General features: G+C 32.2%; 2 protein-coding genes and 1 pseudogene. 2 read left to right on the forward strand and 1 reads right to left on the reverse strand.

The window, feature by feature from the left end:
- The coding region (locus ARSQ2_RS11615) for a hypothetical protein (protein WP_181995375.1) at window positions 1-224 on the reverse strand (224 nt) is incomplete at its 3' end.
- Between the two features lie 138 nt (window positions 225-362).
- On the opposite strand from ARSQ2_RS11615, the gene ARSQ2_RS13980 reads away from it, so the two are divergent.
- A complete protein-coding gene (locus tag ARSQ2_RS13980; RefSeq protein WP_181995376.1) occupies window positions 363-596 on the forward strand; it encodes a DUF2509 family protein in 234 nt (77 codons plus the stop codon).
- A gap of 59 nt (window positions 597-655) precedes the next feature.
- Window positions 656-793, forward strand: a pseudogene (locus ARSQ2_RS15175) (DUF2509 family protein); the annotation flags it as partial.
- Between the last annotated feature and the right edge of the window lie 152 nt (window positions 794-945).

The raw sequence follows: 945 nt of genomic DNA on the forward strand, positions 1-945 counted from the left end.
AACCCTTCTTCTTCCATCGTAAATATCACTTTACGTCTAAAATCAATTGAATAGCTCATATAAATAATGTCATCAAAATTAAGTCGCTTAGCTATATCGTATTCATCGAGGTAAGCTGGAAATACACCGTAGCGGAGTAGATTGTGAAGGGCAAGGATGGATAAACCTATTTGTGATCCCAAACAGATAATAGTTTCACAATTTGCTTTAAAAAAGGTGATCATGGATGAAAAACGTTTTTAGCTGTATTTTTAAGTCTATTTCCGCGAGCATATCCAGATCTATTAAGGGAATACCAACTAAAAATTTATTTAAGAAATCAATCGATATGAAACAGATAAATTGGTTTTTCCCTCACAAGTTTGAACAGCAATGGAGCGTTATTATTAATGGCAATAATAATGCTTATTTCTATGAGTTTATTAATGTTAAAAGCGTTGCATCATCATCAGAATAATATATTGCAGATGTTGGAAAGTGAACGAAGTTATTGGCTTTTTTTTGAGCAAGCTGAGTCTGCATTTTCTTGGGGAAAATATCAACTTTGGTTTATGACTAAGGAAAAAATGCCTCATGGTCTTGTCTGCAACCGTTAGGCGCTAATTTTAAAAGTTGTTTGCGTTACTATAAAAATGATTATTAGCTATTAGCCGGCCATGCTTATTTTGAGAGTAAAGCTATATTTACACTTTATAAATGGCTTAAGAAAGATAAAAATGCCATATCTGGTTTTGTTCCTCTAAAACAGGGATGGTTAGATTTTTGTCCAGTTAAAAGAGCGGAATTTTGTTAATGAAAAATTCTAAGCCTAACAGGCAATCTTGAATGGCAATAACCGAGGTTATGTATAGCTGGGCGACTTTAAAATGATTAGAAGTAATTACTCTATATCAGTAAATTTATATTGGAGAAAAACATATATTTTGTAATCAAAATTAAGACGCT

This window comes from Arsenophonus endosymbiont of Bemisia tabaci Q2 (assembly GCF_902713415.1).
GTDB lineage: Bacteria > Pseudomonadota > Gammaproteobacteria > Enterobacterales > Enterobacteriaceae > Arsenophonus.